21 protein-coding genes are annotated in these 26,335 nt (G+C 57.7%); 7 read left to right on the top strand and 14 right to left on the bottom strand.

Features of this window, described 5'->3' with window-relative positions; translation table 11 throughout:
* Positions 1-135 precede the first annotated feature (135 nt).
* On the bottom strand, positions 136-432 hold the full coding sequence (locus HWX74_RS12015) for a glycogen-binding domain-containing protein (RefSeq protein ID WP_176013771.1): 297 nt from the start codon (positions 430-432) through the stop codon (positions 136-138).
* Positions 433-638: 206 nt separating this feature from the next.
* On the opposite strand from HWX74_RS12015, the gene HWX74_RS12010 reads away from it, so the two are divergent.
* A complete protein-coding gene (locus HWX74_RS12010) occupies positions 639-1,124 on the top strand; it encodes a DUF2059 domain-containing protein (protein ID WP_176013770.1) in 486 nt (161 codons plus the stop codon).
* A 62-nt stretch (positions 1,125-1,186) separates the two neighbouring features.
* The gene (locus tag HWX74_RS12005) at positions 1,187-2,326 is read left to right on the top strand and encodes an SGNH/GDSL hydrolase family protein (RefSeq protein WP_176013769.1); all 1,140 of its coding nucleotides are present in this window, start codon (positions 1,187-1,189) and stop codon (positions 2,324-2,326) included.
* 111 nt (positions 2,327-2,437) lie between these two features.
* On the opposite strand, the gene HWX74_RS12000 is transcribed toward HWX74_RS12005, so the two are convergent.
* Positions 2,438-4,390 carry a glycoside hydrolase family 36 protein gene (locus HWX74_RS12000; protein WP_176013768.1) on the bottom strand — a complete coding sequence of 651 codons (1,953 nt, stop codon included), beginning with the start codon at positions 4,388-4,390 and terminating at the stop codon, positions 2,438-2,440.
* A gap of 129 nt (positions 4,391-4,519) precedes the next feature.
* Between HWX74_RS12000 and HWX74_RS11995 the strand changes: the two genes are divergently transcribed.
* Positions 4,520-5,350, top strand: a complete 831-nt coding sequence (locus tag HWX74_RS11995; RefSeq protein WP_176013767.1) for an AraC family transcriptional regulator — start codon at positions 4,520-4,522, stop codon at positions 5,348-5,350.
* A 67-nt stretch (positions 5,351-5,417) separates the two neighbouring features.
* On the opposite strand, the gene HWX74_RS11990 is transcribed toward HWX74_RS11995, so the two are convergent.
* Positions 5,418-6,629 carry an iron-containing alcohol dehydrogenase gene (locus tag HWX74_RS11990; protein WP_176013766.1) on the bottom strand — a complete coding sequence of 404 codons (1,212 nt, stop codon included), beginning with the start codon at positions 6,627-6,629 and terminating at the stop codon, positions 5,418-5,420.
* 65 nt (positions 6,630-6,694) lie between these two features.
* Positions 6,695-8,755, bottom strand: coding sequence for a VacJ family lipoprotein (locus HWX74_RS11985; protein WP_176013765.1), 2,061 nt, complete (start codon positions 8,753-8,755; stop codon positions 6,695-6,697).
* 227 nt (positions 8,756-8,982) lie between these two features.
* Here HWX74_RS11985 and murD point away from each other — a divergent pair, with 227 nt between their 5' ends.
* On the top strand, positions 8,983-10,233 hold the full coding sequence (gene murD, locus HWX74_RS11980) for a UDP-N-acetylmuramoyl-L-alanine--D-glutamate ligase (protein WP_176013764.1): 1,251 nt from the start codon (positions 8,983-8,985) through the stop codon (positions 10,231-10,233).
* Here the strand turns inward: murD and HWX74_RS11975 are convergent.
* The 6 genes from HWX74_RS11975 to HWX74_RS11950 form a co-directional block, all read right to left on the bottom strand.
* On the bottom strand, positions 10,212-10,370 hold the full coding sequence (locus tag HWX74_RS11975; RefSeq protein ID WP_176013763.1) for a hypothetical protein: 159 nt from the start codon (positions 10,368-10,370) through the stop codon (positions 10,212-10,214). The two genes, murD and HWX74_RS11975, sit on opposite strands and share 22 nt — an antisense overlap.
* A gap of 65 nt (positions 10,371-10,435) precedes the next feature.
* Positions 10,436-10,891, bottom strand: a complete 456-nt coding sequence (locus tag HWX74_RS11970; RefSeq protein WP_176013762.1) for a MarR family winged helix-turn-helix transcriptional regulator — start codon at positions 10,889-10,891, stop codon at positions 10,436-10,438.
* Entirely contained in the window at positions 10,873-11,970 is a 1,098-nt protein-coding gene (locus HWX74_RS11965) for a DUF2955 domain-containing protein (protein ID WP_176013761.1), read from the bottom strand. Before HWX74_RS11965 ends, HWX74_RS11970 begins: the two co-directional genes overlap by 19 nt.
* 11 nt (positions 11,971-11,981) lie before the next feature.
* Positions 11,982-13,049, bottom strand: coding sequence for an HlyD family secretion protein (locus tag HWX74_RS11960; protein ID WP_217704939.1), 1,068 nt, complete (start codon positions 13,047-13,049; stop codon positions 11,982-11,984).
* 226 nt (positions 13,050-13,275) lie between these two features.
* Complete coding sequence (locus tag HWX74_RS11955; RefSeq protein ID WP_176013759.1) at positions 13,276-13,986, bottom strand: type II secretion system protein; 711 nt, start codon at positions 13,984-13,986, stop codon at positions 13,276-13,278.
* 246 nt (positions 13,987-14,232) lie between these two features.
* Complete coding sequence (locus HWX74_RS11950; protein WP_176013758.1) at positions 14,233-16,260, bottom strand: glutaminase family protein; 2,028 nt, start codon at positions 16,258-16,260, stop codon at positions 14,233-14,235.
* 247 nt (positions 16,261-16,507) lie between these two features.
* Between HWX74_RS11950 and HWX74_RS11945 the strand changes: the two genes are divergently transcribed.
* Positions 16,508-17,050: a hypothetical protein gene (locus HWX74_RS11945; RefSeq protein ID WP_176013757.1), complete on the top strand. Its 543-nt coding sequence runs from the start codon at positions 16,508-16,510 to the stop codon at positions 17,048-17,050.
* 108 nt (positions 17,051-17,158) lie between these two features.
* On the opposite strand, the gene HWX74_RS11940 is transcribed toward HWX74_RS11945, so the two are convergent.
* The 4 genes from HWX74_RS11940 to HWX74_RS11925 form a co-directional block, all read right to left on the bottom strand.
* Positions 17,159-17,590 (bottom strand): hypothetical protein, encoded by a 432-nt coding sequence (locus HWX74_RS11940; protein ID WP_176013756.1) that lies wholly within the window; start codon positions 17,588-17,590, stop codon positions 17,159-17,161.
* Positions 17,591-17,629: 39 nt separating this feature from the next.
* Positions 17,630-17,788 (bottom strand): hypothetical protein, encoded by a 159-nt coding sequence (locus tag HWX74_RS11935; protein ID WP_176013755.1) that lies wholly within the window; start codon positions 17,786-17,788, stop codon positions 17,630-17,632.
* A gap of 20 nt (positions 17,789-17,808) precedes the next feature.
* Positions 17,809-19,239: an amino acid permease gene (locus HWX74_RS11930; protein ID WP_176013754.1), complete on the bottom strand. Its 1,431-nt coding sequence runs from the start codon at positions 19,237-19,239 to the stop codon at positions 17,809-17,811.
* A 102-nt stretch (positions 19,240-19,341) separates the two neighbouring features.
* Positions 19,342-21,645 carry an Orn/Lys/Arg decarboxylase N-terminal domain-containing protein gene (locus HWX74_RS11925; RefSeq protein WP_176013753.1) on the bottom strand — a complete coding sequence of 768 codons (2,304 nt, stop codon included), beginning with the start codon at positions 21,643-21,645 and terminating at the stop codon, positions 19,342-19,344.
* 834 nt (positions 21,646-22,479) lie between these two features.
* On the opposite strand from HWX74_RS11925, the gene HWX74_RS11920 reads away from it, so the two are divergent.
* On the top strand, positions 22,480-23,958 hold the full coding sequence (locus HWX74_RS11920; protein WP_176013752.1) for a basic amino acid/polyamine antiporter: 1,479 nt from the start codon (positions 22,480-22,482) through the stop codon (positions 23,956-23,958).
* Between the two features lie 39 nt (positions 23,959-23,997).
* Positions 23,998-26,283: an arginine decarboxylase gene (gene adiA / locus HWX74_RS11915; protein WP_176013751.1), complete on the top strand. Its 2,286-nt coding sequence runs from the start codon at positions 23,998-24,000 to the stop codon at positions 26,281-26,283.
* Positions 26,284-26,335: the final 52 nt, after the last annotated feature.

Here is a 26,335-nt window from a genome sequence, read left to right as displayed (position 1 = left end):
CAGCGCAGCATCCGGCATGTGTTTTGGTCATCCCCAAAAACAAAAACGCCAGCGTCCAAACTGTCCTCCGAAAGTGATCCAACATTCAAAGGGCACCTCAACCGCCGGCATTTCCGGGCCGTTCCTCGGTCAGTTTCAGGAGACTTTCAAAATACTCCGGCTTTTGCCGGGCTGCCAGCTTTTCCGGTTCGGGTTGGCCGCGTCGCTGTACCATTGCCCGTCGATGATGAAATTATATTCATAGACGCCCGGCAGCAGGGACAACATCCCGCGATAAATGCCATCGTGCCGCCAATCGACCATCGGCCGCGCCGGCTCATTCCAACCGTTGAACGAACCGATCAGCCGAACCCGTCGCCCGGTCGCGGCCTTGACCCGGAAAGCAACCCGCCTGCTGCCGGCGACCGGCTTTTTCAATTGAATCATTTTCATGGTTTCACAGACTCCTTGATCGTTTATTGTTCAAGACAAACAATTGTCCAGGCGGGTTCAAATAAAGGAACGATTATCAATTTTATTTTTTTAGCCGTCTGTAAATTTTTTGTCTGCCATCCGCCGCCCGCCATTTGCATTGCTCCGGTCGAATGATTACAGTATGAGGAACTTCGTCAACCCCAAACCAGTAAGGAACCCAAACGATGAAAAAGTTCTTCCGCCTTTGCAGCCTCGCCCTGCTGCTGAGCCTGACCGGCCGGCTCCCGGCCGCGGAACCGGCCGCGCCGGCCCAACCGGTCTATCCGGCGGCAGCCTACGAAACCGCCTATCAATTGCTCGACGTCCTGAAAACCCGTGAAATGCTCGACGATTCGCTGGCGGCAATGCTGAAAATGCAATTGGAACACAGCAATGCCAACGCGGCGCAACGGCAGATTTTCGAAAACTTTTTTCGGAAATATCTTTCGTTCGACCTTTTGAAGCAGGGATTCGCCGACATCTACCTGGCCGAATTCACCGTACCGGAGCTGCAGGAATTGATCGCCTTCTACCAGACGCCCCTCGGTCAGAAGTTAGCCGCCAGGCAGGCGCTGCTTTCCCGGCAGAGCGCCGCCCTGGGCCAGGCTCAAATTCAGGCGCACCTGCCGGAATTGCAGCAGCAACTGGCGGCGGCGGCGGAAGAACAATAACCGCAGTTCCGGCGGAAAACGCGGCATGCCGCAAGCGTTTATGTTGAAGGAAAGGCAGAGGGATGAAAACCAGAAAAATCATATTGCTGTTGCTGTTCATGGCACTATCCGGCATTGCGCCGAAGCCGGTTCGGGCGGCCGGCGAGCCAATCGAATGGCATGAAGTCGACGAGCCGGGATTCTCAGTGGAAGGTTTCTACTGGTATGACCAGGAGAAACTCTTCCGCCGCCTGCCGGCAGAACCGAACCCCGCAGTCTATTACCTCGTTTCCGACCTCGCCTGGGACACGGCGGGCGGGCAGTTGCACTTTCAAACGGACAGCGCCGAAGTGTGGATCGACGTGGATCTGGGCCAATTGAAACTGATGGGACATATGGCGCCAACCGGCAGCAGCGGCTTCGATCTCTATGCCGGACCGCCCGGCGAAGAACGTTTTGTCGCGGTTGCGCCGCCGCCGTTGTCAGAAGCCCAATATACCCGGCGGCTCTTTCCTTTTTCCGATCCTGCCGAGCGGAAAATGCGCTCCTTCATCATCAATTTCCCGCTTTATAATCCCGTAAAAACCGTGCGGATCGGCTTGACTCCCGGCGCAAAGCTGCTGACGCCGGCCGCCGGAGCGGATTCCCGCCCGATCGCAATCTACGGAACCTCGATCACCCAGGGCGCCTGCGCCTCGCGGCCGGGCAGTGCCGTCAGCAATATTCTCAGCCGCCGGCTGGGACGGCCGGTGCTCAACTTCGGCTTTTCGTCCTGCGGCGGCGGCGAGGTTGCCGTCGCCCGGCATCTCGCCCAAATCAAAGATCCCGCCATGTTCATTTTCGACTGCGAAGCCAATGCCGGCGAAGCGGTGACCGGGAATGTTGCCGCCTGCATTGCGGAATTGCGCAAAACGCATCCGACCACGCCGATTCTCTGGGTTTCCGGCACACCTTACAGCTTCGAATCCTACGACAAACCTCGTGTTGACGGCGCCAATCCCCGTAATCGGCGCTGGAGCGATATCGTCCGGGAACAGGCCGAACGCGTCCGCAAGCTGCGTGAAGCCGGCGATACCAATCTCTATTTCATGGACGGCGGCAAGGTGTGGGGCTCGCGTTACTGCGATGAAGCCACAGTCGACGGCGCCCACCCGAACGACTACGGTTTTTTCCTGATGGCCGAGGCATGGGAAAAAACCATTCGCGATATTCTGAAGGACTGAAGCGGTCCGGCGTTTTCTAAGCTTCCGCGCCCTTACCCGGAGCCGGCGGATTTGCAAGCCGGTTCCGGGAGTATTCGCACCGACGCTCCGGCCGCTTCCTTTCCAGACAAGTCACGCCTGGATTCGCCGGTAGAAATAGAGCTGTACGCTGCGCGGCGCCGGAAATTCCAGATGCCACTGCTGCAGAGTTTCGCCGCCGACATCCGATTCGTCCCCTTCCCACCGTTCCAGCCGGTAACGGGCCGCCGGAACCACCGCGTGGCATGACAACTTCAACGAAGCTTCCGGGGATTCCGGACGGCGGAACGCCAGCACCACCCCGGAATCGGTCTCCGGATCATGGCATTGCACCGCATAGAAATTCCGCCGATTTTCCGGCTGCGGGGTCAACAGGTAGAAATCAGCGAGAAAATACCGCCTGACCCGCTGTACCAATTCCAGCCGGGACCGCAGCCACTCCCATTCCGCCGGAGCAAGTTCGAGCGCACCGAAACCGCTGAAAGAACCGCCGGTGCCAACGCCGCTCAACAAAGCGTAATCATCCAGCGGATTCATCGTCACCCCGCCGGCATGCAGCGGCAGCCAGCCGCTCAGATAGCCGTTCTCGGTGTGATTGCATTCGCTGCAGTCGAACCACGGCCGCCCCAGCAGATCCGACCGCCAGAGGCAGATGCTGCGCGATACCGTCTCCAGGTCCAGCCGCCGGCCGCCGGAGGCGCAGTTGTCGATCAGCAAATCCGGGAACTCCGTCCGCAAAGCATCCCACAGCCGGTACAGTCCGGCAATATATTTCGCTTCGCAGATCCCCTGCCGGTCGGGCGCATCGGCCTCCGTCCAGAAAGGAATGGTATTGAAATTGAAATCCTGCCGGTAAATGTCGACCCCCTGGCTCCGGATCAAGCCGGCAACCGTCTCGAACGCCCACTGCCAGGCCGCCGGATTGCCCAGGTCGAGCAGCAAATTGCCGACATCGTCGCCGGCATGCAGCAGCCAGTCCGGATGCTCCTGCGCCACCGGCGCGTCGGGCATCACCCGCTCGATTTCAACCCAGAGCAGAAACTTCATGCCGGCGGCATGAACCGTATCGGCAACCGGTTTCAGCCCGTCGGGATGCGGCACCGGATTGATCCGCCAGTCGCCGACGGTCCTGTACCAGTCGCTGCCGTCGTATTCACTGTCGGCCACTTCCCGGGCCGGGCCGAACCAGCCGGCATCCACCCAGAAGGTGTCATAAGGCAGGAGATGTTCCTCCCGTATCCGGACCATCTCCTGCAACGCCCGGTTGGACATACCGCCCCAGGCGCACAACGGCAGCGGCGGCAGCAGCAAATTTCCGGCGCGGTCGCGCGGCGAATGATATTCCAGGAGAAAACGCCGCCACTGATTCCGGCCGGCGGCGGCAGAGAGGCCGGAACGGTGCTGCACGGCAACCGACATCTGGCGGATGGTTTCCCCCGGCAATACCCGGAAACAGGTTTTCCGCTGGCCGGCAGTGATCCGCAGCGCGGTATCCAGATGAAAATCCGCCCGCCACGCTCCGCTCCAGCCCAATCCGAAATTGTATCCCTCTTCCGGCGACAAATCGACGCCGAAAAACGGCAGAAAAGCCGCCGAAGAACGGCCTTCGTCGGTATCCATGGTCAACCGATCGACCGGATAACGGTCGCGCAGGACCGCATCGGCGGCGACGAAATCATCCTGCGCATTTTTGCTGCCCAGATTCCGCCGCACCCGTACCTCACGATAAGGATACTCATCCCAGCGTTCCGAACGCGGCAGCGGCAGAACAAACGCCAAGGCTTGAAAATCCTCGACCAGCCCGCTGGCTTCGTCACCGATTCCCAACAGTTCCGGCAGGTACTCCGCCACCGGATAGTCGCGATATTCGGTCCGGGTCAGCCGCAGCATCAGCTTCCGGTCCGGCAGCGTGCAGCAGAGCTGCCAGCGCCGATATCCAGCGGTCTCGGCCAGCAATCGCTCCATCACCTCACAGCGGGCCGGATCGAACGCTTCGCCGTCGTAACGGAACGCCGGAAAACCGATGACATTCCACATTTCATTCATAAATTCTTCTCCGTTCTTTGGAATTGTGATACTATAAAGTATAGCAGAAACTTGTTTTTCCGCCAATGTACGATATAGTCTTTTTTATGTAAGAAATCACTGTTCGTCATAAATTCAGCGGAAATATCAATGGAAATATCGCTTGACACACCGATTGTTTTCGAATTCGCCTGCGGCGATGTCACCGTCGTCGAACCGGGACACCACACCGGCTGGCGGCAATTTCCGCAGCATGTACTGGTGATCAACGCCGGCGACCATCGCGGCCGCTGCGAGCGGGCCGCCTCCCCGGCCGTGCATTTCCTGCCGCAGACCGGCATCCTGGTCCGGGCGCAAACCCGGCACCGCTTCATCACAAGAGAAATGCTGAAGAACGGCATCTCGATCTGGTGCCATTTTCAAGTCAGCATTTTCCACCGGCTGGATTTGCTGGACTTCTTCGACCTGCCGGATTTTTTTCCGGCCGCCACCGTCGGCCCGCTCCGGAAGTCCCTGCTCAAGCTGCTGCGGCCGCCGGCGGGGCTGTCGCCATTGGCAAGTTCGCTGCACCGGCAAAGCGCCGGTTTGGCGCTGGTCGGCGAACTCATCAGGCATGGCACGCCCCGGCCGGAGAAACTGGAACGAGTCGACGACCTGCACCGGCTGGCACCGGCGCTGCGGCAACTGCACAGTCATCTGGCGGCACGGCCGACACTGGCGGCACTGGCCGGAACCGTCCACCTTTCGGAATCGCGTTTTGCCGCGCTGTTCAAAGCGACCATCGGAGTTTCGCCGTTGGCTTATTGGCAGAACCTGCGGCTGGATCGAGCCCATCAATTACTGAGTACCGGCCAATACAATTCGGAGGAGACGGCGGCGGAGCTGGGGTTTTACGATGTCTTTCACTTCATCAAATGTTTCAAAAAACGTTTCGGCGTCACGCCGGCGGCATTCCGGCGCCAGCCGCCGACCGTTTTTTGACGCCGGAAAATGAAAAAGCGCCCCGCCGGTCAGGGCGGAGCGCTTCCTTTCGTTCACCGAACTCCCGTCAGCGCATCGGCCGCAACGATTCCCGGTAGATTTCCTCCACCGCCTGGCGGTCGGCCAGCGTCGGCGCCATGCTCAGCAGCAGCGACAGCGACGGCGTCGTGAAGGTCAGTTCCACCAGCCGCGGAATATCCTTCTCGCCAAAGCCCTCGTCGGCCAGTTTATGATCGGCCCCGACCGAACACAACCATTTTTCCACGCCGCGGGCGGCCACGCTGCCGTCCTCGACATCGGCGCTCAGCCCGGGCACGATCGGGCTTAAAATATCCGCCAGCACCGCCGCTTCCGCCGGATAGATATTCTTGACGACCGCCGGCAGCAGCATCGCCAGCCCCAGGCCGTGCGTCAAATCCGGCTTGACCGCACTCAGCGGATGCTCCAAAGCATGGGTATAATGCAACAGAGCGTTGTCGAACGCCACCCCGGCGATCAGGGAAGCGTAATGCAGGAAATAACGGGCGGTCAGGTCCTTGCCGTCCGCCAGCGCCGCCGGCAAATAGGCGGCCACCAGCCGGATCGTCTCCTTGGCCAGCATGATCGAATACGGGCTGGCCCCTTTGCTGGTCGCCGCTTCGACGACGTGGTTGACCGCATCGATACTGACATAACGGGTCTGGTTCGGCGGCAGGCCGACCGTCAACGCCGGATCGTCGATCGACCAGGTCGGATAGAGGCAGTCATAGGCGACCACCGGTTTGAATTCCTTTTCCGGCACCGTGACGACGGCAAACCGGTCGGCTTCCGTCCCGGTGCCATGGGTCAGATTCACCGCGACGATCGGCACGGCTTCCGACGGCGAAAAACTGTATTCATAAATATCGCGGGCGGTCCGATCCGGATATTTCAGCAGAATCGCCGCACTTTTGCCGGCATCGATCGGACTGCCGCCGCCGATGGCGATCACCGCCGTCGCCAACGCGGCGCGGCCCATCGCCGCCGCTTCGTCCACCTGGTCGACGGTCGGATTGGCCGACACCCGGTCGTAATTGACGTATTTGATGCCGTTCTTGTCCAGCGCCGCCCGGATAATATCCCAGGCGCCGGTCGCTTTGTAGGCGTTCCGGCCGGAAACCACCAGCACGCTGGCGATCTCGCGCGCCTTCAACTGCGCGGCAATCTCCTCAATCTTGTGAATCGCGCCAACGCCGAGATAGACCAGCGAATTGACCCGCAATTCCCGAACTTCATGAATGTCGACACCTTGTTCCCACATAACCGTATCCTCCTTGAACAATTGGATTATCGCACGAAATCAAAGTCGCAATGATTTCAGTTTTCTCATTTCGCCGCCGGCTGCCGGGACAACGCGTCGCGCAACGCCTGCTGCACGGTCGGATGGAAAAAATTCCCCAGATGCCCGCCGGTGTTAAAAAGCGTCAGCCGGCTGCCGAGCGTCCGCTGCAGAAAAGTCCGGTCTGCGGCGTCAGTCAGAAAATCATCGCCGTTGTGCAGTACCCGGATTTTCGGGTTGTCGCGCAGCGTCTCTTCAACGGCGTGCAAACCGGCCAGCTCATTGAACTTCGGCAGCGAAATTTTGTCGCCGACTTTCCGCTCGTAAAACGGCAGCAGCACTTCGTTCAAATACTGTTCGTAACCGAAGCGGGAAATTTCCCGGTACAATTCGTGGCGGTTCCACCAACTGTACGGAATCTGCAGCACCGGCAGCGGCTGCTGTTTGTGCAGCGCGATCAGCAGCTCCTGCAGCGAACGCCGGAAACTGTAGCCGATCAGGAACCGCGCCTGCGCCTCGTCGGTGAACAACAGCGTATCGCCGTTGTTCGTCAAATCGGTCTTCACGCCCCAGTAGCCGACCTCGGCGTTTTTGTTGCGCAGCGTCATCATGAAATTTCCGGCGGCATCGACCATATTGTCCGCCGCCGCATCGGCATCCGGCGCCGGCATCGAAGCGTAATAATCATCCAGGCACTGCAAACCGCGCAACAGGTCGACCGGCGGATTGATCGCAATATAACGGCGGAATTGAAACGGCTGATCGTCGGACGGCTGTGAAGCGATGAATAGCGTTTCCAGGCCGCCGAGCGAATAGCCCAGCAAGCTGATATCCGCCGGGAAACAGCGCTCCGTCTCGTTCAAATCCCTGACCACCGCATTGATCGCCTGGCGGATCGCCCTGGCATCGGCCGGCGTGAATCCCGGCATGAAATTGTCGGTCGCCGTGGTGGCGAAAGCCCAGTGCATCGCATTGCTGAGCACGACGACGGCATACCCCTGCTGGTGGGCCAGTTCTGCCAAACCGGCCGCCGTCGCCGCCGTGTAGTGGCTGCCCAGCCCCGGCAGGATGATCAGCAGCGGCGCCCGCCGGTTGTCGGCGACCGGCCAGAATTTAAATTCCATCGCCGGTTTGCCCGGCAGCACCTGAACGTCGCGGATCAACCCGGCCGCGCCGAACGAACCGTTGAATACCGAAAGGTAGGTCCAGGCGCTCGGGTCGGTGAAATCGAACAGCGCCGCCCGCAACGTGTTGACATCGCCGCCCTGCTCCGGATAATCCGCCAGTTGGACCGGACCGGCCGGGGCCGGCTGCGCTTCCGGCAGAGCCGTCGTTTCCGGCTTCCAGCGCTCCAACTGCATGCGCCGGGTCAGAAGCGACAGATCGCGCATCTGCAGATAGGGGTCGAAGTTGGCGTAAACCAGCGTTTCGTAATCCCGATAGGAGGTCATCCCCTTGTTCAGCATCGTAAAAGCCTGGCCGCCGTAGAAATAGGTTTTCGGGTCCAGCGCATAGTCGAAAATTTTACCGACTCCGTCACGCACGTTCGTCGGGCCGGCGCCCGGCAGGAACAGATAACAGCCCGGCCCAATCCCCCAACTGGCGAACGCCTGCCCGAAATCGGAATCCTGCCGCGGCAGATCGAACCAGGCCGTCGCCGGATCGAAAAATCCGACAATTCCGATCGTCGTATTGCCGAGGAAACGGACAAATTCGATACCGCCGGCCTGGAAACGGGCCTGGCAGAAAGCGCTGATCATCCGGGCCGGAAACCCCAGGTTGTCGGTAAAACGGTTGAACGCCATCACCGCCGGTTCCGGAAAGATCGAACCGTAGACGTAGCCGACCGGCCGGAACAAATAACGCATGAACACATCGTTGGTGGCAAACATCGCCCGGTTGAACCCTTCGACCGGATCCCGGCCGCCGATTTCGGTCGGCAGATCGTCCATCGGCGACAGGTCGGCATAATCAATCACTCCGGCTTCGTTCAGCTTGACAACCCCGGATTCCTTCATGGCGTCAATTTTTCCCTCCACCGCCGAATGGCAGCCGCCGGCCAGCAGCAAAGCGCCGGACCAGCTCAATAAGCACCGTTTGAAATTCATTGCGTCTCCTGCATATTCAATTGCAATTTCAACATTATTTATGATAACGCCGTTTTTACGACATTCAAGGTTACCGGCCAAATTTGCCGCCGAATCGGGCCGCGTTTCCATCATTTTCCTCCCCGGCTCCTCCTTCCGGTCCAATATCGGCATTTTGGCGGTTGCACTGTCGCCGCCGATAGATTATATTGATGTCATCATCACTTGAACCGGAGCATTGCAGCATTATGAAAATCGTCATCATCGGCAACGGCAAAAGCGGCCAGGCCGCCGCCCGTCTCGCCGCTCTACTCGGATATTCCCAGCAAATCGTCACCGACGACAGCGCCGCATCACCGCAATCCTGTTTCGGCGACGCCGACCTGGCGGTGATCAGCCCCGGCGTGGTGCCGCAGCGTTCCGGCTTATACGCCGCCGCCCGGCAAAGCGGCGTCGAACTGATCAGCGAACTGGAATTCGCCGCCCGGCATTTCACCGGCCCCTGCCTGGCCATCACCGGCACCAACGGCAAAACGACCACCACCGAGCTGACGGCCCATCTCCTGACGGCGCTGGGAGTGCCGGCCTGCGCCGCCGGCAACATCGGGCTGCCGTTGTCCGACCTCGCCGCCGATGTGCAATCCGGCCTGCGGCCGGCAGCGACGCTGCCGGTCATCGAAGTCAGTTCCTTCCAGCTCGAACACTGCCGCGATTTCGCGCCGCTGGCCGCAGTCATTCTGAACATCGAATCGGATCACCTCGACCGCTACAACAACAGCATGGAACTCTACACGGCCGCCAAATACCGCATCTTCGATCACGTGCCGCCGGAAAATCGTATTTTCGGCCTGGCGATGCACCAGCCTTATCCGGCGTTGTTCGAATTGCGCGGCGACGGTATTTTCCGGCAGGGAAAATGCCTGATCAATCCGGCGGACACCCATTTGAACGCCGCACACAACCGGGAAAATCTGCTGGCCGCGCTCGAATTGATCGGCCGGGTCGTCCCGCCGGAACGCTGCTTCGAACCGGTTTTTCAGGCGGCGCTGCGGGAATTCCAAACCGGGCGCCACCGGATGGAACGAATTCCCGGTACCGGCAATCTCCTCTGCATCAACGACTCGAAAGCGACCAATCCGGCCGCTGTCGCGGCCGCCCTCGACAGTCTGATCACGCCCGGCGTGCGCAACGTCCACCTGCTGCTCGGCGGCCTGGACAAAGCGATGGATTTTGCGCTGCTGGCCAAATACGGGCCGGCAATCCGGGCGGCTTATCTGTTCGGCGAGTGCCGGCACAAGATTTACCGAACGCTCGAAGCGCACCTGTTCTGCCGGGAATTCGACGATTTCGACACCGCGGTCGTCGCAGCAGCCAATGCGGCGGTGGACGGTGAAATCATCCTGCTGTCCCCGGCCTGCGCCAGCATGGATCTGTTTCGCAACTATCAGGAACGCGGCGACCGGTTCTGTGCACTGATTCACCAACTGCTGGCCAACTGAAAAAACCAATTCGCATTCGCTTGACCGGCAGACAGCCAGCCAAGCGCCTCCGGCAAGGCATCCGGAAAGCGCCGGCCGTTCCCCGGCGCCAGACCGGCCATCGGCAGAAAAATCGACCTTGGCGCCGTCCAGATCATCCAGAAAAAATTTCAACTCCCCGCGTTGGAGCACCTTGAATACTCCGCAAAAACGATTCGCGGCACTACTGCCGGAAAAAATCGGATTCACCGTCGCCGGGTTCCCGGATGTTGGCAAGAATCTTTCGCAAGGTACGGAGGGTGACTTCCTGCTCCTCCGGCGCAATGCCCTCCAGCATCTTCAGGCGGAAACCGGTCACGGTCCTGGCCAGACGGTCGAAAGTTTCCATCCCCTGCGGCGTCGCTTCGAGTTTGGCGGAACGGCGGTCGTCCGGGTGCGGGAACCGGCGAATCAGATTTTCCCGTTCTAGAATCGCCAACATTTTGCTGACCGTCGCCCGGTCGATGGCCAGGCGGCTGCTCAATTCGATCTGGGTAATACCCGGATTCTCCGCAATGATCAGCAGATAAACGTAAGAACCGCCGCCGAGACGGTATGGAGCAAGCAGACGGCTCAAGCCGGCCTGCTGATGGCGGCAGACCGCCCAGACCGCGCGGGCGATCAGATTCGGCTGGTACATGACTGATCCTCCGGTTGCCGGTCCGGCTCGGCATGCTGCCGCCAGCACCGGGAAACTTTTTTCACTACTGTACCGCCATGATAAAGAGATTCAATCACCAGATACAGGATTACCATCAGAAAAACGATCAAAGCCGCCCGGAGCGCACTCTGATAAACCGCCGCGTGATCGGTGCCGAGGTAGAGGATCAGCGGCACCAGCAGCCCCGAAAGCATCGTACTGCAACGATAAGCGAGTTCTGGCTTCGGCGGAAAGACCGCCGCATGCAGAAAAGGCAGTACCAGCACGATCAAGCCGGCGAGCAGTACCAGGATATTCCCGCCGGTTCCCGGCAGCAGCAAACTGAACAACGCCGCCACCGAACAGCAGAATACATGGGCAATGATATTCTCCCGGGTGATCTTTTTCAGCACGTTCCGGTCAAAGCAGCGGAACGCTCCGGCAAAACTGAGGAAGGCGAACAGGGCGAAACGCCATTCGAAAAATAGGAAAAACAACCAGATGCCAAGCCAGATCAAAGCATAAATCATCAATTCGCCGTTTCCGACCTGTATTTCCGGCGGCGGCGGCGAAGCCCTGCGAATGGTCGGCGGCTGGGCCGGAAACAGTGCAAAACATCCCCATACCACGAAAAAGATCAACACCGCCTGAATCAGATAGGGTTCGGTGATGGATGCCTCCATCGTGGAATCCGGATAGCTCGCATAGATGGTGCTCAACGAATAAGCGAACATGAAACTGTACGCATTGCCCATTTCAAACTGGATCGCAAAGAGTTTCAGAATCACCAGAAATACGCCATAAGTAATCATGACCGAAAGGATCGGAGCATTCATGAAAGCTTCGATGATCAAAGTTCCGACGACCATACCGGCCAGCAATGTAGCGCAGCGCAGCAGCAGCGCGCCGACGGAAAACCGGTCCATGCCGAGCAGGATGCTGGCCGGATACAAACCGATGAAAACCGTACTATTCATCGGCAGCAGATGGGCCAGCATCACGCCGGCCACGGCGGCCAGCACCAGCCGCCGGAATTTATCGCGCCGGAATTCCGCCAGCGCCCGGTCATAACGCCGCATGCTCCGCTCCGTCAGTAAAGATAGTTGCAGACGCTAATCAACCGGATCCAGGCATTGCTCAAGCCGCTGAAAACGGCATGGGCCGGATTCTGCAGCGAAACGGCGGCCTTGGAACCGGACGTCAACAATACCTCCGGCGGCATTGGTTCCTCGAGCGACAGTTGAATCCGATTGCGGCCGACGGTGCGAATCCAGCGGGTATCCTCGGCGATTTCGTGGAACTCATTCGGAGCGACGTAGCCGGAACGCAATTCCCGCACCACGCCTTTCAGCGAAGCCTGAAACACCCGTCCCGGAATCGCATCAAAAGCGACCAGGGCTTTCTGACCGATCTGCAGCCGTCCCACGCTCTTCTCCATCAAATCGGCGTTGATCGTCAGATTGCCGGTTTCATGGATTACCGCATAGCGCTCCGCCGTCAGGATCATCTGGCCATGATGGAGCTGGTGGCAACTGAGCAAGCCGGCAATCGGCGCGCGAATGACGGTGTCATCAAGCCGGTTGCGGGCGACGGCGAGTTCCGCCCGGAGCTGTTTGAGTTCGCTGTTGTCGTCGCCGGCACGTCCCCGCTGACGCGTCAAGGCATTCAGTCGGCTGCGCATCGCCGCCAACTCGCCGGCGGCAATGTCGAATTGCAACCGGGAATTCTCGAAGGTTTTGGCCGCGACCGCCTGTTTGTCCAGCAGAGTGCGATCGCGCTCGAAATCGATCCGGCACTTTTCACAGGTTTTTTCCTGCCTGCGGATATCCTCCTCCTGTTCGGCAATCTGGCAGTCCAGCGCGGCTAGTTTATTGACGGTAGTTTCATAGAGCGCCTCGAGCCGTTCCACTTCGGCCCGAAAATTCCGGTCATCCAGCCGAAACAGCGGATCGCCCTTCTCGACCTGCTGGCCGTCCCGGCAATAAAGTTCCTCAATGACAGCGGAAACCTTGCTGAATACCGGCGCTTCACCGTATTCGACATAAGCCCGGCCTGAATATGGCGCGTAGTTGGCCGTTCCCACCGTCAGCAGCAGGACGACGACGAACAAGACCAGCAAGCCCAGATAAATCAACCGCAGTGACAATTTCATTCGCATGAGATTCCTCCGAATCGGTTTTCTCAAAAAACGTGCGTTTACTATATCACAATATTGTTGCAATTGCAACAATATTTGCGGTTTTCACTGAAAAAATTGTCTCCATCCGGTAAAATTCCGCAAGCGGTGACGGAATTTTTCTGAAACTCAATCCCCGGTTCTATTTTTTCCCGGGCATAGACAAAAAAAAGGCCGGGAAAAACTCCCGGCCCCAGAATCCGCTATCTTACTTCATTCCGATTTGATTTCCCTGGTCATCAATGACGTTGGTAATCTCCGTCGCAGTCTGGCTCAACTCACCCGGCCGCATGCTGGCGACGTGGCTGTCGAAAAATACCGCATTGGTAAAATTGTCATGATAGGTATGGATCGAGGCACCGTTCACAACGGCGTTCGGTGAAAACCGGTAATACATCGACTGTTCTTTCGGATTCAACGACTCGCTGAACATCACCATCGTACTCGGCATTTTAATTTTCGTCGTCCGATAGGCAATATTATTGTCATTAAATACTTTATGATTGACAAAATCGCCACAATTCTTTACTTTGTTGTCGTAATTTCCGTCGTTAAGAGCATCATACATCGCATAAGTGGCCGTATCCTCGGTCCATTCATCATCCATACTCATCGGACAGACGAATACGCCGCCTTCCAGATAATTACCGCCGACTTTATCGGCATTGGCGCCATTCGCATGTTTGCCGGTCAGCAAGACCGACCAGGCGAAACCGTCCGCAACCGGCGAAACCCAGTTTTTATTTTCCTGTCCGTAAATACTGGCACCAATCGCCACCTGACGCAAGTTGTTGCTGCAAGCAGCCCTAAGCGCAGTGCTTTTCGCCTTGCCCAGCGCCGGCAGCAGCATGCTGGCGAGAATGGAGATGATCGCGATCACGACCAACAGTTCGATCAAGGTAAAACGACTCTTTCTCATTTTTCCGCTCCTTACACTAGAGAAATGACCCAAACACTTTTGGAACTTATATAATACATCACAATATTATATACTGCCTTCCCGCCGCTTTTGCAACTCTTTTTTTCCGGATTCTTTCAAAAAAAACATTTTTTTGTCATTTACACTGTTCCAAGAACAATAGACCGGAGCGGCAGCGGAAAAGTTCCGATTGCCGTTGAAAAAACGGCAATCGGAACTTCACGAGGTCCGGCCGGCAATTTTGTTTCACTCCGCCAGCCCGGCCCGCCACTTTGAGCGCATCGCCGCATCGGCCAGCAATTTGATGAAAACGCCGCCGACCACCGACCGGGCCTGAAAACCGACCTGGCGGCCGTCCAGCGTATCATACCAATCGGTCAGCGGCACCCGGCTCGGCGTCTCGGCAAGCCAGCGGGCAACCGGCTGCAGCAGCGCCTGGAAATCCTCGTCACGGCCGGTCAGCGTCGCCGACCAGATGATCCAGTCCAATTTGGTATAACTTTTCCGGTTATCCAGCGGCAGGCCGTAACGCTCCTGCCTGACACGGTACCAGGCCAGCTCCGTCTCCGCCACTTCCGCCGGAAACAACTCCAGCTCCAGCAGCCGGTCCCAGACCAGATTGTACTTCTGGCTCCAGGAAACCTCGCGGTCGAACGCCAGTTTATAGTGGTCGCCGGCCCAGGCGTCCCGCCGCCAGTGCGCCGCAAAAGTTTCCGCGCTTTGCCGGTAGACGGCGACCGCCGCCGCATCTTCACCCAGCCGTCCGGCCAACTGCGCGAACGCCGCCAGGGCCAGAATCGCCTTCAAAGACAAATTGGTATTGTGCGCCAGATGGCCGGCGAAGTCGTCGGTGCAAAGCTGGTTCTCCGGATCATAACCTTTTTCATTCAAATAATCGGCCCACTGCTTCAGCGTCGGATAATAGCGGCGGGCAAATTCCAATTCATCGGCAAATTTGACCAGCGCAGCAGCCAGCAGCAACAGGTTGCCGCACTCCTCGACCGGCATCTGATCCAGCTCGTCGCGTTCGCCGCCGCCATACACCTGGCCGTTGGCCAGCGGATAAGTTCCCAGGTCATGCGGCGCGAACGGAAATTTCCAGCGCCGGGTTTCGGCGTAATCCAGAATCGGCAGCAGCATGCCCTTGAGCAGTGTCGGCTGGGCCAGCAAAAACAGCGGAGCGGACGGATAAGTGATATCCACCGTCGCAATGCAGCCGTTGGAAAAATTTTCCTTCGAAAAGAACAACGGCCGGTCCTGTTCATCGGCCACCAGCTTGTGAGCGCCGATCGCCTGCCGGAACGCCAACGCGCACAAATGCGCATAAGCTTCGCCGCCGCTTTGACGGCAATCGTTCATCCATTCCCGGTCATAGGCGGCGCATTCCTGCCGCAGCGCCGGATATTCCCGCCAGGCCTGCCGCAGCATTTCACCGAAATCCCGCCCATTCCGCCGCCAGTAGGCCGCCAGTTTGCGGCCGAGATATTCGACGCTCCAGACATCGTCGTATGCCAGCATCAGCATCACTTCGGCCGGTTCGCGCTCCACGGTTCCGAGTTCCACCGCCATACCGGGGCTCACCCAGCCGTCAAACTGCATGCGTTGCGGTTGAAAATCGTCGCTGTCCGGCAACGCGGCGCCGGCGACGAAACAGCCGCGCAATTCAAAATTCGACCGGATCGCCGTCATCGGCCGGTACTGTTGCGGAACCGCCAGGTAGAACCGTCCCCAATCGATGCGGTGGTCGTCACCGGCCCGGTGCAACGGCCGCTGTTCCGCCGCGGCAACCGTCATCACTTCCAGCCCTTCCAGCCGCAGCCGCCCCCAGGTCGCCGCCTGATAAACATTGTCGAGACACAATTCGCCGCCGGCGTCGAAATACAACGCCACGTCGTGCGCTTTCCCGTCGAGCGACCGAATGCGGAATTCCACATAGCTCACCGGCCGCGACAGAATCTCCAGCTTATGCAGCAAAGCCGGCGTCAGAAAAGTCAACGTCAGTTCAACGCCGGCAGCGGCGAACCGGTAAACCGTCCGGGTCGGCCAAACTTCCAGACCGATTTGCTCCATCGGCTGCAGATCGCCCCAGATCCCGGCAAACCGCCAGGCGACGCCATCGATGCGCAGCATCCCGCACAACGACTGAATCGCTCCGGTCCAGTGAGAACTCCAGTTGTCGGTCAATTTGTCGGCAAACGACCAGAGGCTGAAATAAGGGTCGTGCACCACCAGCGGCACCGCCGGATAACGGGGGAATCGATACTGTTCGGTCATTGTTGCGTTCCTTATAGCAATTCGTTTCAACGGTCGGCAAATCGACCGGGATATATTATATCATCGGCCGCCGGTTTTGGCAATGGATAAAACGACCAATCTGATGTACAATATCATCCGGACCGCCGGAGCGCCCGGACGAACAACCGAATGCTTTTCCGTCCTTCGACTTGCAGTTCGGCACAATGCAGATTATAGTATGAGCGGTTTTCAGGAATCAAATTCAGTAACTGTTAGGAGTGGCCCCATGTTTCGCGTTCTGTTTCTTTTTCTTGCGACACTGATTCTCGGTCTGTTTTCCGCCGGCTGCGAAACGCTTGATTTATCCAAATTGAAGACGGAACCGGTCTATACGGTCAACATCTATCACATCGTCAAATATCCCGGCAACGAAAAAGCCGAAGAGATGGAAGTGCCGCTGGAAACTTTCGACGGACGCACTCTGTGGATCAACCGGCACGGCTATCTCGATTCCAAAGATTTCAGCGAAGCGCGGCTGGTGCCGATCCCGGACAAACCGGATTTCTTCAAGGTGGAATTGAAACTCAGCCGCCACGGACGGCAGCGCTGGGCGCAGATGATCGGCCGCTTCCGCGGCGATTATATGGCATTGTGCATCGACAGCCGCCATTATACCAGCTTTATCTGTGACGGCAAAATCGACGATATCGGCGACGAAAACTGGGTCCTGCTCAACGCGGAACTCGACACGGATACCGCCAACAACATCGTCAAAAACGCGCCGACCAATTACGCGCATTTCAATCCGTCCACCGATTCGCTGTGGTAAACCGTCCCCTCATGTCAAACTGAACTTATCCGCCCCGGCCCGGCGATGCCGCCGGCCGGGGCGTTTCAATTGCAGTCCGCTACCGTAAAATATCCCGAGAAAAAATGTTCACTGCCGGATGGCGGCCAGCCGGGCGGTGGTTTCCGTCGCCGATTCGCCCGGCACCCCGATGTAGACCACCGCTTCCGTATCGGCATTCAAACCGAGCAGTTGACCGAACAATGAGCCGCGCCTGGAATGCACATAGACCGGCGCCGCTGTCGCGCCTTCCGCCATCGCCGGACTGGTGCCCATCGCGTTGACGGCGCCGCCGGCGATGATGTTCGGCAGCACCGTCCCGCTGGACACCGAGCCGGAGGTCTCCACTTTGAACGCATCGACCCCGGAGCCGATTCCGACCGCTTTGTCCTGCAGCCCCTCACAACCGCCCAGCAAAGCAGCGAGGGCGACAAATCCGGTGACGACCCCCAGCCAGATAAGCGTCCCGAACCAGATATCGCCGATTTCCCGATTTTCGTTCTGACGTTCCTTCGCTCTCATGCGCACCAACCTTTCCTGACTTATTTTCATTGACAAACCTCACCCGCGACAGGTTCGACGGTCAGGAAAATTGTCAACCAAATCATCTTCATTTCGTTGATTATCAATCACCCCAAAGCCATTCAGCACGATTTTTTCTACAACCAGCAGAAACGCCGGAACCGATCGGGTTCCGGCGTTTTCCGCCTGTCGTCTCAAATTCCTCCGGCATTATCTGTTCATCTGGCTTTCGCCTTGCCCTTTTTCGCCTGTTCCTTTTCATAGATATGATAGAACAACAACGGAATGAGCACGAAGATCGCCGAACCGAAGAACAGAAACGCGATATAGATGAATTGCGCTTCGATACCTTTTTCACGAACCCCGCCGGTCGGGATGAAACCGACGAAAATCGCCAGCAACGCGGTCAGAAAAGCGATGCCGGAAACGATCCACATGCCGAGCTTTCCGCCGGGAATGCGGTAGGGACGCGGCACATCCGGCCTGGAATAACGCAATTTGATCGCCGCGGCGAACATCAGCAGATACATGATCATATACAACTGGGCGGTCAGCGCCGACATGATCCAGAACGCGCCGCTGATGGTCGGCATGAACAACACCACTGTCGCCAACAGCGAGGAAATCGTCGCCTGGACGATCAGAATCCGGGTCGGCATGCCGTTCTTGTTGCGCTTCTGCCAGTACTGCGGCAGATAACCTTCCCTGGCGACTTCCAGTACTCCCTTGGACGGACCGAGCACCCAGGTGACCACCATCGTCAAGGCGCCGTAAGCCAGCAGGAAGCACATGATCGGCGTCATCCACTCGATGTGAAAGATCTGGAAAATCTTGTCGAAAGCCTGACAGGCGCCGGCTGCCAGGCTGATGTCATTCTCCGGAATCACCAATGCGATGGCCAGCGCGCCGAACACGCTCAACAAAATCACCACGGCGCAGGCGCTGAAAATCGCTTTCGGAAACTGTTTGGTCGGGTTCGACATCTCGGTGACGTGGATCGCCGACATTTCCATCCCGGCAAGCGCCACCATCATGCCGGAAAGCAGCATCAACTGATTGAGGTTGTTCATTTCCGGGAAAATGGCGCCGACCGAGAATTGAATGCTCGGCGGATTGCCGGCGATCAGATAACCCGCCGCCAGCAGAATGATGCCGATCCCCGGAATCACCGTCCCGGCCAGCGCGCCGGAACTGCTCAGAAACGCCGAAAGCTTCATGCCGTGGAAGTTCAGCCAGGTGGCCAGCCACAGCATCACCAGGATGGTGATGAAGACGAACCAGCGGCTGGTAGCCAATTCCGGATTGAACACATAGGCGATCGCCGAGGCGACGAAGGTCAACACCGCCGGGAACCAGGGAAGGTTCTCCACCCATTGCATGAAAATGGCGACAAACCCCCATTTCGGCCCGAACGCCTCCTTCACCCACAAATAAACGCCGCCGTCCTGCGGCCAGCCGGACGCCAGCTCCGCCGACACCAGCGCCGACGGCAGGAAAAAGCAGACCGCCGCCGCCGTGATATAGAAAATAATACTGTAGCCGTAATCCGCCTGACTCGGCAGATTCCGCAGTGACAATACCGCCGCCACGGTCAGCATTGCCATCGTAAAGACACTCATCGTACCTTTCGAGCCATTGGTAGCAGCCATACGATACCTCCAGAAAAAAGCTGTTGTAATTCGATCGGAAATACCGGCGAATGCGCCGGCCGCCGCCTTTCCGGGCAGCCGGGCATTCGCCGTCGAGGGTTGTTATTTGGATTTGATGCACATGGTTTTGAAGCAGGTACGGCCGTCGCGGACTTCGCGTTCCACGCCGTGGATGTCGCCTTCGTAACCCGGAAATTCGTTTTCGAAATCTTCGCGGGCCTTGAGGTATTCGAAAATCGGACGTGCCTTTTCATTCATCTTTTCCCCGCCCATCATGATCGGAATGCCGGGCGGATACGGCACCATCATCACCGCCGGAATCCGGTTCATCATAGCGTCGAGGAAGACATATTCGACGTTGCGGCGCACCACTTCGTGATAGGCGTCCGCCGGTTTGAGGGCCTGGTCCGGAATGATCTGGAAGGCAGCCTGCATTTTGCCGAGCATGTCGTGCTCTTTGATATAGCGGTGCATGTTCAGGCAATGGTCTTTCAATCCGACGCCGGCATAGCGTTCGCCATGCGCGTCGACCAGGGCCGGGAAGATGTCGGCCAGCGGCGTATTGCCGTCGAAATCGCGTTTGAACTGCAGCAGCGCGGCAAGCAGCGAACCCTGCTTCGCCCGGGTGGTTCCCAGCGAATTCAGCATCAGGAAGGAATAATAATCGGTCTTTTCGCAGACGATATTGCGATCGATCAGGTAATTGGTGACGATACCGGCCGGAATGCCGCGATTGCCCATCCGGCCGTCGTCGTCCAGTCCGGGCGTCGTAAAGGTCAGCTTGATCGGGTCGAGCATGACATAATCGTCCTCAATGTCGTCGAAGCCGTGCCAGTTGTTGTCCCTGCGCATCACCCACGGTTCCTGGTGATCGGCCAGATAATCGGTCTCGGCGTCGCAGAAATCGACGGTCCGGCCGTCGGCTTTGACCTTGCGCGGCTGCCACATATCGAAGAACCAGTCGCCCCTGGCGGCAAATTCCCGGTTCAGCGAAGCGGTTTTTTTGCGCAACTGCACCGCCTCAAGGATGATGTCGCGCATCATCACGCCGCCGTTATCCTGCATCATCTTGGTCGCCACATCCAGTGACGCGATCATGCTGTACTGCGGCGAGGTGGAACCGTGCATCATATACGACTCGTTGAATTCGTCCGGATTGATCCTGATGCTGCCGCCGTTCTTGATGTGCAGCATCGACGCCTGCGAGAAGGCGGTCAGCAGTTTATGGGTCGACTGCGAACAGAAGATCGGCGGATGATCGGCCTGGAGTTCGTCCTCGGCCATGCCGTAATGGTTCTTGTACATCGGACTGAAGCAGGCGTAGGCGTACCACGCTTCGTCGAAATGGAGATTCTCGACGCTCTTTTCCAACTGCTTCTTGATATTGACGACGTTGTAGCAGACGCCGTCGTAGGTGGAATTGGTCAACGCCGACATTTTGACCGGATTCTTTTTCAGTTCCGCCGGAATCAGCGTACTGGCGTCGATTTTCTGCCGGATGGAAGCCGGCGTGAACTCCGACAGCCGGACCGGACCGATGATGCCGCGCTTGTTGCGCCGCGGAATCATGTAAACCGGCAACGCTTCGGTGATGACCATCGCATAATTCAACGATTTGTGGCAGTTGCGGTCGACGAAAGCGATGTCGTCGCGCACCAACTGGCTGCGCCAGACAATCTGGTTGACCGTCGACGTGCCGTTCAGCACGTAATAGGTCTGATCGGCGCCGAAAGCGCGGGCGGAATTGCGTTCGGCATCACAGACGACGCCTTCGTGATCCAGCAGCGATCCCAGCTCCGGCACCGAAATGGACAGATCGGAACGGAAGACATTTTCTCCGAAATACTTGTACATCGCCACGCCGGCGGGGCTGCGCAGGAACCCCTGCCCGCCGAGGTGCCCGGGCGTATGCCAGGCGTATTTGTACTGTTCGGCATATTTGACCAGTTCGCCGAAAAATGGCGGGTAGAAGCTCTGCAGATACCGCCCCAGCGCATCGACGAACCGACCGGCCCGGAACGGAACGGGATCGGCGGTTTTCCACAGGCAATCGGTAATCTCCGCGAGCGCATCGGTCGGCAGATTTTCCGTCTCCAGGCGGTCGGTCAGCAGGATCAAAGGAATGGTCCGGTTGCGCTGCCGGATCGCGGCGACAAACGCGTCCGGCGTCATCGCTTCCAATTGATTTTCCAACGGCAGATCCCAATCGATGATGATTGTCCCCAAATCGGCACGGGAAACCGAAATTTCCAGCGCATCCTCATAGGAACAAGAGACGATCACCGTGCAATCCTGGACATTTTCCAGCTCCGCGATCAGCTCGCGCAACCGGAACGCATCGTCGTTGTCTGCTCCCAATTGTTTGGATACCAACAGAATCGGCCATTGGGATTTTTCTGTCTTCATTTTTCTACTCCTCTTCATTGATAGACATTAAAGCCGGCTGTTGCGATATTGTCTTACTCCTGAACAATATCTCCCGGCAGACTGCGACCAGTGCTCTCCGCCCGGCGCCGCTGAAATCCGGCGACACCAAAACGGCAGACTGAAAAAAAAATAAACAATTATTAAAGAATTTCGGGGAAATTACTCGCTCTCTATTTTTTACCAATACCATTGATCCGATCAACTGTCAAGAAAAAAATTCAAAAAAATTTTCTGAGCGGAAATGTTTCCACGCTCTTCGTATCCAAAGTATAGCCGCTTCCCGCCGAACATGTTGAACTCAACTGCCGCAATGGCTTCGATACGCTCAAGCCAACCCGGACGGTGAAAAAAATACGTCTTTTTTTATAAATTTTATTTTGAATCTTCCGAAACCGTGCTATTGGTAAACCAGAGAGCGAGTAATTTTATTTTAATGAAGTGAAGCGTATTATTAGAGGAGGAACCATGCCGACTTACCATCTTTTTCTTGGCTGATTTTTTCCGGGCGGAGTTTGTCGTCCGACCGGCCGCGGAAACATTTTCCGGTTTTCCGCCGCCGCTGTCGCGATCAATTCCGGCAACGGGAGCATTCCGTCATTCAGTGACATTTTTCGAACATTCCGCTGGAGCGGGTCAATCGACAAGAGAATAGCATTACAAGACGGAATCGCATTTTATTGCCCTGACAGACTCGTCGCCGGAAAGTCACCCCCACGGCCGGGTTGATTTCGTTCCGTTGAATTTGGAGGTTCGACGGCGAATAAAAATAAAATTTTCAATAGCGTTCCGAATTACAATCAAGAGGAGAAAATTATGTCGGACAGCAGTGACAGCAAAAAACTTGGCGTAATCCCACTGGCGGCGCTGGTCGTCAGCGCAATGATCGGCGGCGGCATTTTCAGCCTGCCGCAAAACATGGCCCAAAGCGCCGCATTGACGGCGGTCATCCTGTCCTGGGTGATCACCGGTATCGGCATGTTCTTCCTGGCCAATACCTTCCGGGTGCTGGCCGACGCCAGGCCGGATGCGACGACCGGTATTTACGCTTACGCACGGTTGGGTTTCGGCAAATTCGCCGGCTTCGAAATGGCCTGGGCCTACTGGCTCTGCAATATTTTCGGCAACGTCGGCTTCGCCGTGCTGCTGATGGATGCGATGAATTATTTCTTTCCGGGCACTTTCACTGGCGGCAACAACATCTGGTCGATCATCGGCGGTTCGATCATCATCTGGGTGATGAATTTCGCCGTGCTGCGCGGCATGCAGCAGGCGACCTTCATCAACACGATCGGCACGATCTGCAAACTGGTGCCGATCCTGCTGTTTATCCTGATCATGCTCTACGTGTTCCGCTGGACCTTCTTCAGCACCGACGTCATGGGCACTGAGACGATTCCGGCCCACGGCATCAAACCGCTGGGCAGTCTGATCGACCAGATCAAATCGACGATGCCGGTCACCCTCTGGGCATTCATCGGCATCGAAGGCGCCGTGGTGGTTTCCGGCAAAGCCAAAAGCCAGAGCGCGGTCGGCAAAGCCACCGTGCTGGGTTTTCTGGCCTGCCTGTTGATTTACGCATTGCTGTCCATCCTGCCGTTCGGCAAGATGTACCAGCCGGAACTGGCCGGCCTGGCCAATCCTTCGACCGCGCCGCTGCTGCAGGATGTCGTCGGCGACTGGGGCGGCTGGCTGATGAACCTCGGCGTCATCGTCGCGCTGCTGACCTCCTGGCTGGCCTTCACGATCATGATCGCCCAGATTCCGTACGCCGCCGCCCAGGACGGAACCTTCCCGAAAATTTTCACCCGGGAAAACAAAAACAACATGCCGAACGTTTCGCTGTGGGTCCCCAGTCTGGTCATGCAGGTGACGATGATCATGGTTTACTTCGACAGCACCGCCTGGATTTTCATGCTGACCATCACCGCCGTGATGATCCTGCCGCCCTACCTGGCCTGCACCGCCTATCTTTGGGAAATCTGCGCGAAAAAGCAGTATCCGGCCAACATGCCGGTCAAATTCCACTTCGCCTATGCCTGCGGCATCCTCGGCTCCATCTATGGCGTGTGGATGATCTACGCCGCCGGCCTGAAATATATGGCGCTGGCCTTCGTCTTTCTGATGATCGGCATTCCGGTCTACATTTACACCCGGCGCAAGGCGATCGAATCGGATCCGAACGCCAAAGGACAGCCGATCTTCACCAAACCGGAATTGATCGGTGCCATTGCAATCACCGTCGTGGCAATCGGCTCAGTCATCGCATTTTCCGTCGGCTGGCTGGCAATTTAACGCTGAATATCCCAATCAACTCATAGAGGAGTAGTAATTATGACGAACAACATCGACACCTATCAGGTTCTGATCGTTCTCGACGAACGCAGCGCCGCCAACGGCGCCATGAATATGGCGCTGGACAATTTGAGCGAAGTTCTGCTCGACAACAACATCCGGGTCATCCAGGCCGATTCCTACGCGGAAGCCTGGCCGATCGTCGGCAATAACATGGACATCGATTGCTTCATGATCACCAGCGACATGGAACTGGACGCCAAGAGTGAACTCAAAGCGATCGAACTGTTGAAATTCATCAAGGACCGCCAAGCCAAAGTACCGGTGTTCCTGCTGGCTGACCGGGCGAAAACCGCCCAGGCAATGTCGGAAAAACTGATGGCGCTGGTCAGCGAATTCGTCTGGATCTTCGAGGACAGCCCGGTCTTCGTCGCCGGCAGGGTGGAAGCGGCCATCAAGCGGTTCCGCGATCTCCTGCTGCCGCCGTTGATGAAAGCGATCTGGCAGTACAACGAAGACAGCCACGAATACTCCTGGGCGGCACCGGGCCACCAGGGCGGCGTCGGTTTCACCAAAAGTCCGGCCGGCAAGAAATTCTACGACTTTTACGGGGAAAACCTCTTCCGCACCGACACCGGCATCGAACGTTCCAGCATCGGTTCGCTGCTCGATCACTCCGGCGCCTTCGGCGTCAGCGAAAAATTCGCCGCCAAGGTATTCGGGTCCGACCAATCCTATTCGGTCGTCGTCGGCACCTCCGGCTCCAACCGGACCGTCATGCAGATCTGTCTGCGCGAAGGCGATATCGCCATCTGCGACCGCAATTGCCACAAATCGATCGAACAGGGCCTGATCCTGACCGGCGCCATCCCGGTTTACCTGATCCCGACCCGCAACCGCTACGGCATCATCGGACCGATCCATCGTTCGGAAATGACCCCGGCCACCATCAAGGCCAAAATCGCCGCCACCGGCCTCAAGCCGAAATACGACAAACCGGCCTATGCAGTCGTCACCAACTGCACCTATGACGGCCTGTGCTACAACGCCGCCAAAGTGCAGGATGAACTGGCGTTGACCGTCAACCGGGTCCATTTCGACGAAGCCTGGTACGGTTACGCCCGGTTCAACCCGATGTACGCCGACCATTTCGCGATGCGCGGTGAAATTCCGGCCGATTACGACGGCCCGACCGTCTTCGCGACCCAGTCGACCCACAAACTGCTCAACGCACTGTCGCAGGCGTCTTACATCCACATCCGCAACGGCAAGGATTCGATCGACTTCAACCGGTTCAACCAGGCCTACATGATGCATGCGACGACCTCGCCGCTGTACGCGATTTGCGCCTCCAACGACATCTCCACGGCGATGATGAACGAAAGCGGTACCTCGTTGACCCGCGAAGTGATTGAGGAAGCGGTCGATTTCCGCCAGGCGATGGCCCGGCTGTACCGCGACTTCACCAAAAAGGGTTCCTGGTTCTTCAAACCGTGGAATGCGGAAAAAGTCACCGATCCGGCAACCGGCAAAGTCTACGATTTCGCCGATGCGCCGCGGGAACTGCTGATCACCGAGCAGAAGTGCTGGCGGATGGATCCGAAAGACACCTGGCACGGCTTCACCGACCTGGAGGACAACTGGGTGATGCTCGACCCGATCAAAGTCAGCATCCTCGGTCCCGGCATGGGCGACGACGGCAGATTGCTGCAGAGCGGCGTGCCGGCGGCATTGGTCTCCAGCTATCTGTACCACGAAGGAATCGTCCCGACCCGGACGACCGACTTCCAGATCATGTTCCTGTTCTCAATGGGCATCACCAAGGGGAAATGGGGTACGCTGATCAATACGCTACTGGCCTTCAAGCAGTTCTATGACAAAAACGTGCCGGTGGCGGAAGTGCTGCCGGAACTGGCCGACGCCTTCCCGGCGGTTTACGGCAACGTCGGCATCCGGGATTTGAGCAACCGGATGTTCGAATACCTGCAGAAGGAAAACCCCGGCGCCAAGCTCAACGCCGCCTTTGCGACGCTGCCGAAAATGGCGATGACGCCGCGGCAGGCCTATGAAAAGATCGTCGCCAACGAAGTGGAAATGGTGCCGAGCGGCAAGCTGATGAACCGGATCAGCGCCAACTCGATCATCCCGTATCCGCCGGGCATTCCGATGCTGATGTCCGGAGAAAATTTCGGCGGCGCCGACAGCCCGCAGATCGGTTACCTCAAATCGCTGGAGGACTGGGATCATTCCTTCCCGGGCTTCGAGCACGTCACCGAAGGAACGGAAGTCATCGACGGCATTTACCATGTCATGTGCGTCAAGTAAACCGACGTTCCCGTCCGGTCGCCGCCGTCGACGCGGCGGCTGAAAACGGCAA

It is taken from the genome of Victivallis sp. Marseille-Q1083, assembly GCF_903645315.1.
Lineage (GTDB): Bacteria > Verrucomicrobiota > Lentisphaeria > Victivallales > Victivallaceae > UMGS1518.
The sequence above is the reverse complement of the archived record's forward strand: the minus strand, read 5'-3'. Positions and strand labels throughout refer to the sequence as shown.

What these genes read in the sequence shown, in the direction of transcription:
- HWX74_RS12015 (WP_176013771.1), bottom strand. Translation starts at nt 432, where the DNA reads ATGAAAATGATTCAATTGAAAAAGCCGGTCGCCGGCAGCAGGCGGGTT.
- HWX74_RS12000 (WP_176013768.1), bottom strand. Translation starts at nt 4,390, where the DNA reads ATGAATGAAATGTGGAATGTCATCGGTTTTCCGGCGTTCCGTTACGAC.
- HWX74_RS11950 (WP_176013758.1), bottom strand. Translation starts at nt 16,260, where the DNA reads ATGACCGAACAGTATCGATTCCCCCGTTATCCGGCGGTGCCGCTGGTG.
- HWX74_RS11995 (WP_176013767.1), top strand. Translation starts at nt 4,520, where the DNA reads ATGGAAATATCGCTTGACACACCGATTGTTTTCGAATTCGCCTGCGGC.
- HWX74_RS11920 (WP_176013752.1), top strand. Translation starts at nt 22,480, where the DNA reads ATGTCGGACAGCAGTGACAGCAAAAAACTTGGCGTAATCCCACTGGCG.
- HWX74_RS11970 (WP_176013762.1), bottom strand. Translation starts at nt 10,891, where the DNA reads ATGTACCAGCCGAATCTGATCGCCCGCGCGGTCTGGGCGGTCTGCCGC.
- HWX74_RS11940 (WP_176013756.1), bottom strand. Translation starts at nt 17,590, where the DNA reads ATGAGAGCGAAGGAACGTCAGAACGAAAATCGGGAAATCGGCGATATC.
- HWX74_RS11930 (WP_176013754.1), bottom strand. Translation starts at nt 19,239, where the DNA reads ATGGCTGCTACCAATGGCTCGAAAGGTACGATGAGTGTCTTTACGATG.
- HWX74_RS11945 (WP_176013757.1), top strand. Translation starts at nt 16,508, where the DNA reads ATGTTTCGCGTTCTGTTTCTTTTTCTTGCGACACTGATTCTCGGTCTG.
- HWX74_RS11985 (WP_176013765.1), bottom strand. Translation starts at nt 8,755, where the DNA reads ATGAATTTCAAACGGTGCTTATTGAGCTGGTCCGGCGCTTTGCTGCTG.
- HWX74_RS11965 (WP_176013761.1), bottom strand. Translation starts at nt 11,970, where the DNA reads ATGCGGCGTTATGACCGGGCGCTGGCGGAATTCCGGCGCGATAAATTC.
- HWX74_RS11960 (WP_217704939.1), bottom strand. Translation starts at nt 13,049, where the DNA reads ATGCGAATGAAATTGTCACTGCGGTTGATTTATCTGGGCTTGCTGGTC.
- murD (WP_176013764.1), top strand. Translation starts at nt 8,983, where the DNA reads ATGAAAATCGTCATCATCGGCAACGGCAAAAGCGGCCAGGCCGCCGCC.
- HWX74_RS11990 (WP_176013766.1), bottom strand. Translation starts at nt 6,629, where the DNA reads ATGTGGGAACAAGGTGTCGACATTCATGAAGTTCGGGAATTGCGGGTC.
- HWX74_RS11925 (WP_176013753.1), bottom strand. Translation starts at nt 21,645, where the DNA reads ATGAAGACAGAAAAATCCCAATGGCCGATTCTGTTGGTATCCAAACAA.
- HWX74_RS11975 (WP_176013763.1), bottom strand. Translation starts at nt 10,370, where the DNA reads ATGATCTGGACGGCGCCAAGGTCGATTTTTCTGCCGATGGCCGGTCTG.
- HWX74_RS12010 (WP_176013770.1), top strand. Translation starts at nt 639, where the DNA reads ATGAAAAAGTTCTTCCGCCTTTGCAGCCTCGCCCTGCTGCTGAGCCTG.
- HWX74_RS12005 (WP_176013769.1), top strand. Translation starts at nt 1,187, where the DNA reads ATGAAAACCAGAAAAATCATATTGCTGTTGCTGTTCATGGCACTATCC.
- adiA (WP_176013751.1), top strand. Translation starts at nt 23,998, where the DNA reads ATGACGAACAACATCGACACCTATCAGGTTCTGATCGTTCTCGACGAA.
- HWX74_RS11955 (WP_176013759.1), bottom strand. Translation starts at nt 13,986, where the DNA reads ATGAGAAAGAGTCGTTTTACCTTGATCGAACTGTTGGTCGTGATCGCG.